At 41.3% G+C, this 6,000-nt stretch carries 9 protein-coding genes; 5 read left to right on the forward strand and 4 right to left on the reverse strand.

Annotated features, from left to right (window positions below; genetic code table 11):
- Positions 1-302 precede the first annotated feature (302 nt).
- The 3 genes from KL866_RS20340 to KL866_RS14240 all read right to left on the reverse strand — a co-directional run bounded on the left by KL866_RS20340 (position 303) and on the right by KL866_RS14240 (position 1,642).
- Positions 303-977, reverse strand: a complete 675-nt coding sequence (locus KL866_RS20340; protein ID WP_251140071.1) for an energy transducer TonB — start codon at positions 975-977, stop codon at positions 303-305.
- Between the two features lie 158 nt (positions 978-1,135).
- Positions 1,136-1,327 carry a hypothetical protein gene (locus tag KL866_RS20345; protein WP_311236155.1) on the reverse strand — a complete coding sequence of 64 codons (192 nt, stop codon included), beginning with the start codon at positions 1,325-1,327 and terminating at the stop codon, positions 1,136-1,138.
- A 99-nt stretch (positions 1,328-1,426) separates the two neighbouring features.
- The gene (locus KL866_RS14240; protein WP_409173989.1) at positions 1,427-1,642 is read right to left on the reverse strand and encodes a type II toxin-antitoxin system RelE/ParE family toxin; all 216 of its coding nucleotides are present in this window, start codon (positions 1,640-1,642) and stop codon (positions 1,427-1,429) included.
- 827 nt (positions 1,643-2,469) lie between these two features.
- Between KL866_RS14240 and KL866_RS14245 the strand changes: the two genes are divergently transcribed.
- The 5 genes from KL866_RS14245 to KL866_RS14265 all read left to right on the forward strand — a co-directional run bounded on the left by KL866_RS14245 (position 2,470) and on the right by KL866_RS14265 (position 5,046).
- Positions 2,470-3,507, forward strand: a complete 1,038-nt coding sequence (locus KL866_RS14245) for an IS110 family transposase (RefSeq protein ID WP_214995607.1) — start codon at positions 2,470-2,472, stop codon at positions 3,505-3,507.
- A gap of 306 nt (positions 3,508-3,813) precedes the next feature.
- Positions 3,814-4,035: a TA system antitoxin ParD family protein gene (locus tag KL866_RS14250; protein ID WP_012518669.1), complete on the forward strand. Its 222-nt coding sequence runs from the start codon at positions 3,814-3,816 to the stop codon at positions 4,033-4,035.
- Entirely contained in the window at positions 4,028-4,318 is a 291-nt protein-coding gene (locus tag KL866_RS14255) for a type II toxin-antitoxin system RelE/ParE family toxin (protein ID WP_025255425.1), read from the forward strand. The genes KL866_RS14250 and KL866_RS14255 overlap by 8 nt, the downstream gene beginning before the upstream one ends.
- Positions 4,319-4,504: 186 nt before the next feature.
- Positions 4,505-4,747 (forward strand): type II toxin-antitoxin system ParD family antitoxin, encoded by a 243-nt coding sequence (locus KL866_RS14260; protein WP_014978218.1) that lies wholly within the window; start codon positions 4,505-4,507, stop codon positions 4,745-4,747.
- Positions 4,744-5,046 carry a type II toxin-antitoxin system RelE/ParE family toxin gene (locus KL866_RS14265; RefSeq protein WP_025255423.1) on the forward strand — a complete coding sequence of 101 codons (303 nt, stop codon included), beginning with the start codon at positions 4,744-4,746 and terminating at the stop codon, positions 5,044-5,046. The genes KL866_RS14260 and KL866_RS14265 overlap by 4 nt, the downstream gene beginning before the upstream one ends.
- A 103-nt stretch (positions 5,047-5,149) precedes the next feature.
- Here the strand turns inward: KL866_RS14265 and KL866_RS14270 are convergent, their stop codons facing one another.
- Complete coding sequence (locus KL866_RS14270) at positions 5,150-5,854, reverse strand: hypothetical protein (RefSeq protein WP_214995609.1); 705 nt, start codon at positions 5,852-5,854, stop codon at positions 5,150-5,152.
- Positions 5,855-6,000: the final 146 nt, after the last annotated feature.

Here is a 6,000-nt window from a genome sequence, read left to right on the forward strand (position 1 = left end):
GTGATAACAGCAACCCACGTAATAAACATAAGGCACCTAATGTCATAGCTATTGAGCCGAAGTTGAGTGTGTTAGTTCTTTGAAAGGACATTACTTCTACAAATATCAGGATCGCCATAGCTACTTTGATTAATATTGTAGAACGCTGAACTTTTATTGCTATGTCTTCCATTGAGATTAAATCCTAAAATTAATTATAACGCTGAGCTTTAGTCCGCTAGAACATGGGCTAAAATCCGAGCGAAGCGAGCCAGCCCACGTGTTACTGTCCCAGTGAGCCCCTGAGCGACTTTAGTGGTTTTCTATGTGTCGCCTACTATACATTCTGCAACCTTCATTACTGGGGGGGTACTGAAATCGAGCTGCAAAGTTGTAACTGCAGGCTGGCGTTCATCGTTTAATTCCGTAGGCTGCCATCTGAAATTTTTAAGTGATTTTGTTGCTGAGCGGATAAAAGTAGAGTCAGGAATAGCCTTAATAACTTGGATGTTTTGTGCTTTCCCTTCACTGCTGATCACAAATGAAAAATCGACACAACCACTTATGCCTTTCCAAGCTGCATCTATAGGGTATATAGGGTAGTCGTTTTTCGAAACAATCCACATTTTTTCAAGGGACTTTTTGTTACCTACAAAATCAATTGGTTGTATTTCGTTACTCTTACCGTCCGGAGTTGAATTACAAGCTGATAGTGCTATGGCACAAGCCAAAAATATGATCCTTCTCATTTTTCCTCTATTGTTTCTCGTAACACATAACGCTTCAATATGAAGCGTGCGTTGTTTGCGCGTCCCAGCCCAACTTGTTGGGCGGCCATAATTTATTTGTATGTGGCATGTAAATAAGACGCACCAATACCCTTGTTTTCGGTGGTTGTGCATAATAGCCACCACATTAATTTCCCTGTTTTCGATAATTTCATAAATAATAGAGTATGGGTACCTGCTTAAGACAAAGCGACGATGAGTTTGTCTCATTTCTGTCATGCCGATGGCAAAGAGCTAACTGAATCAATGGTTTCCTGAAGCTCTTGGATAAATTCGTGACCCAACCCCTGCGACTACTCTTGATACCAATAAAACGACTCTTTTAATTCCCTTTTAACCTCTGGGTGAAAGGAAACAGGCAGCATCTTTTAATTAATATCCTTTTCTATCTCTTCCCTACTGATGCTTTTTACCGCACTAGACTCTAGCGCTGCGAGCTTCTGCAAACGAAGCCAATGGGCTGCAGAAGGTTTACCGAAAACGAGTTCAAGACGAAGAGCCATCTCTGGGGTGATAGCCTCTTTACCATTAAGAACTTTCGATAATGTTTTACGGCTCACATCTAAATCGTTGCACTACATTAGTAATGGTCAGTTCTAGAGCATCAATAACAAGATCTTTGAGTATCTAACCGGGATGCGCAGGGTTATGCATATTCATTAGTGATAATCCTCATAATTAACGATTTCGACATTTCGTCCAACAAAGCGGTATGTTACTCTCCAGCTTCCACTTACCAGGACAGACCAAATATCACTTCTGTTACCTTCGAGTTTATGTATATAAAGTCCTGGTAAATCCATGTCATCAGGTGTTTCGGCTTGATCAAGATTCGACAGAATAAGACGAAGCTTATTCTCGTGCTTTTTCTGAATGCCTGACGTGGTTCCTTTAGCGTAAAACTTTGAAGGCCTTTATGTATAAAACTCTTAATCATGACTCTATTGTAACCTTAGGGGTTACGGATTGCCGGCGTAATTTTTTGAGCGCATAACATTAAGCTAAGTGGCGCAGTTGCGTGGGGAATAATGGCGAAGCTGCGCACGAGTATGCGTCCCAGCGAACGTAGTGAGTTCTAACAGTTGTTTGTTAGATAGGTACCTAAAGCGATCTCGAAATTTGTTTGCATGTAGATACGTCATTAGCCCTAGCACTACTATATTTTTCTCCATTTTTTCTGAAAACTAGCCTACAGCTTTGGCTTCTGCCATCCGGATCGAAAGTTGATTTTGGATATTCCAATACCATGCGCTTATTCGCAGGGTATACATAGTGTAATTCGACAGTCCGACTCCCTTTGTTATGTAGAGCGTAAAAAACGTCAAGATATTGTTTGTAACCATAGTATGTACACAATATTGGTACCACAGGAGAAAACAAAATGATTTTATATAAGCTCAAAGCTGTATCGTATTTAACCTTATAAATTAGGCCAACAACAACACTTAAAAATGCCGCTGCAATGGAAACATTTCTGATGACCTCAAAATGAAAGAGAGGTATAGCGGGATCTGTTAATGTGATATCCATGACAAGTGTCTAACTTCCCGCATAACGGTCAAAAATACGTAGGCTACAATACTGAGCGAAGCGAAGGGAGCCTACGTGTTTTTGTCCCTAGCGAGATAATTGGACTCCCCAACCTAATAGGTTGGTCTAACATTTACGTTGTCACACACAAAGGTTAGGTAGGAGTCCATGTATGTATAATATGCTCACTGGTGTAGATTTCGCAAAAAAAGAGATTCAAGTTTGCGTTGCTAAATCGAATAAAATAATTCGCAATATGGCGATGACGCCCACCGCTTTTTCTAATTGGCTAGCCACTCAAAAGCCAATGACAGTTGTTTTCGAAGCGTGTGCAACGTCAAATTATTGGTATCAATGTGCGCGTGAATACGGGCATGATGCCCGTTTAATATCAGCTAAGCTTGTATCGAATATTCGTCAAAACCAAAAGACTGATAAGAATGATGCCGAGGCGGTTTTACAGGCATCACAACTTAGTAACGTGAAATTTATTAGCGGGAAGTCTAAGGAGCAGCAAGAGCTTCAATCGCTTGTTCGTATGCATCAACTATCAGTAAAGCATAAAGTTGCTTACGGGAATCAACTTTGTTCGTTACTTTTAGAGTTCAACATTAAGTTATCACCAACAGATACGGGGTTGAACAGTGCAATACAGTCGATATTAGAAGATGCAGAAAATGGATTTAGCGCGATATTCAGAGATGCATTACACACGGCATGGCATCAATACCTTAAGAGTATAGAACTCGTGAAGCACTACGAACAGAGTGTAGCTAGAGCCAGCAGAGCATCAGAAGCTTGCAAAAATCTCATGAAGATAGAAGGTGTTGGCCCGACAAATGCGGTTAACCTGTACATAGCGCTAGGTTGCTGTGAGTTGGGTGTTTTCAAAAAAGCGCGAGACGCTGCTGCGTGTATTGGTTTAACGCCAATACAACATTCTTCAGGTGGAAAAGTGCGCTTGGGTTCTATAGGTAAAAATATCCGGAATTCGTCATTGCGCGCTAACTTGGTTGCAGGTGCGATGTCAGCAGTAAACCAGGCAGTTAAACGTGATTCACGAACCAAGAAAGATGAATGGATTAAAGGGTTAGTAGAGCGGCGAGGTAAACGGTGCGCTGCTGTGGCGCTGGCCAACAAAACAGTTAGAACGGCATTTTCGTTGCTACGCAACGGAACTGAATATAAAGCAGAGTTATTAGCTGCTTAGTTTTAAGTTAACAACTAAATGCGCCATACGAGATAAAAATCAGCTTGGTAAGCCAGTGCTGCGCTCAGGGCATAAAAGCCCGCCAGCGAGATGTGGCATCAAGTTCGCGTAAATATCATAGAGCCGGGATAGCTTCCCATTATGAGCTCGTACATAAGCACGCATTACATCTTGAATGGTAAAAATAGTTGTTGACTATGGGGAGTCCACATAAGCGTAGCGAGTGTTGATGCGTTTGTTATACGCAATTTGCCACACCTGTAGCGCATTGCTACAATGTGATAATGAACGATTAGGAGACATATTATGGCAACCGCGAGCGTAAGACTAGACCAAGATCTAGTCGAGAAAGCTACCATTATGGGCAAAGCACTAAACCGAACTATGCCAAAACAGATTGAGCACTGGGCAAAAATAGGTGAAATGATGGAAGATAATCCTGATTTACCATACGAATTTGTGAAACAGGCAATTATTTCCAAAGCGGAAAAAGAGGCAGGAAAATTGGAGCCTTACGATTTTGGCTAAGATTACGAGTGTTTTACAGACAGCTAATTTTAAGAGAGCAGTAAAGAAGTTACATAAGAATCAGAAAAAAGACTTGGATAAAGCTGTTAAGGAGTTGATGGACGATCCTCTTCTAGGTGAGCAGAAAAAAGGCGACCTAGCCTTTCTTCGCGTGCACAAATTCAAGATGGTCAAGCAGTTAACTTTACTTGGTTACAGCTACGAGGATGGCACTGTAATACTTGAGTTGATTGCACTTGGATCTCATGAAAATTTTTATCGCGATGTTAAAAAGTTATTCTGACCAATTGCGTATAACACCCGCATAACGGGCAATAACACGTAGGCTAAAATACTAAGCGAAGCGCAGGGAGCCTATGTATTATTGTCCCAGCGAGCCCGCGAGCGGCTTAATGTGATTGTTATGCGCTATTGACTTACAACGCGCAAGTACCATAATTAGGTATATATTGGTACTTGGAGAAATCAGATGGCTAAAAACACCAGCATTACCCTTGGAGACCATTTCGATGGCTTTATTGCTAGCCAAATTCAAACTGGTAGGTATGGTTCAGCAAGTGAGGTGATTCGTTCAGCTCTTCGCTTGCTAGAAACACAGGAAACCAAATTAAACACTCTGCGTCAATTACTTGTAGCAGGTGAAGAAAGCGGCGAAGCTGAATACGACCTTGAGCATCTGATATCAGAACTAGATGGTGAATTAAAAGAGTGAAACCGTTTAAGTTAACCGTACTAGCAAAATCAGATCTAAAAGATATTGCATTGTTTACGCAACGGAAGTGGGGCCGAGAACAGCGTAATGTATATCTTAAACAATTCGACGATTCATTTTGGATGTTGTCTGAAAATCCTGATATTGGTAAAAACTGCGACGAAATAAGAGATGGATACAGAAAATTCCCTCAAGGTAGCCATGTGATTTTCTACAAACAAACGGGCAGTCAGGAAATTCTGATCATAAGAATCCTTCATAAAAGTATGGATGTAAATCCTGTACGCTTTGGCGCATAACTTCCACATAAGGGGCAGTAATACGTGGGCTAAAATTAGGAGCGGAGCGACAGAGCCTACGTGTTACTGTCCCAGCGAGCCTGCGAGCGGCTTAATGTGATTGTTAAATGCCGCCTACTCTGACTTTGAAAAACTTAGTTTTTTCGCTTAAATGTTGATATGACCAAGGAGGGTTTACCACATCAATGTTAGAAACGCCCAGCGTAGCAAGCCCTTCGAGTGAATAGTACCAGCCGATAAAGTCTTCTTTCTCGGCGAACTCTTTATATTCGGAAGATTGCCCTAGTGTTGTTATTTTCTGGTCCACACCAATTTTTTCGAAGAAGTTTCGCTCACGAATTACAGCTAACTTCATATATTTTTCTAAGTTCTGCTTTGTTGATTCCCGCTCTTCTTCAGGAAGAGCATCAATAAACGATGTTATTTCTTTCTCCATTCCGGTTGTACCACCATGGAAACCAATAACTGCGTGATTCGAAATCCTGTGATGATTTGCTGCAGAAAAAACGTAGTTGGCACATGATGAGAGACAATAATCATTGACCTCAAGCTTCAAATCATAGTCATGAACAATATTACCAAGATCCATTCCATGATTGATTTCACCGCCTTCGGAAGTTATAGACAGCCATTCAACTTTACTCTTTGCATTGTTCAGAATTGAAAGAAGTTTCTGATTTGCTGATGGCGATAATTTACCGTGATAAATTACTGTGTTTTCGTTCAAATCAACTGTTGTTTCACTAGCATGTGCTGACACGCATGACAGAGAAATAACTAAAATAAAAGACCAAAAAAGTTTAAACATGCTGCTTCCTTGTGGCATTTAACTTTAAGCTAAGGGGCGCTAGCGCGTGGGCTAAAATCCGAACGAAGTGAGTCAGCCCGCGTGTTAGCGTTCCAGCGACCGAAGGGAGTGAACTTGAGCGCTTTGTTAGAAGCAGAGCCTGTTCC

The organism is Alteromonas sp. ALT199 (assembly GCF_018619335.1).
Lineage (GTDB): Bacteria > Pseudomonadota > Gammaproteobacteria > Enterobacterales > Alteromonadaceae > Alteromonas.

Excerpts from the sequence above, each read along its gene's own strand:
- KL866_RS20340 (WP_251140071.1), bottom strand. The coding sequence starts at position 977 with ATGAGACAAACTCATCGTCGCTTTGTCTTAAGCAGGTACCCATACTCT.
- KL866_RS14245 (WP_214995607.1), top strand. The coding sequence starts at position 2,470 with ATGTATAATATGCTCACTGGTGTAGATTTCGCAAAAAAAGAGATTCAA.
- KL866_RS14250 (WP_012518669.1), top strand. The coding sequence starts at position 3,814 with ATGGCAACCGCGAGCGTAAGACTAGACCAAGATCTAGTCGAGAAAGCT.
- KL866_RS14260 (WP_014978218.1), top strand. The coding sequence starts at position 4,505 with ATGGCTAAAAACACCAGCATTACCCTTGGAGACCATTTCGATGGCTTT.
- KL866_RS14270 (WP_214995609.1), bottom strand. The coding sequence starts at position 5,854 with ATGTTTAAACTTTTTTGGTCTTTTATTTTAGTTATTTCTCTGTCATGC.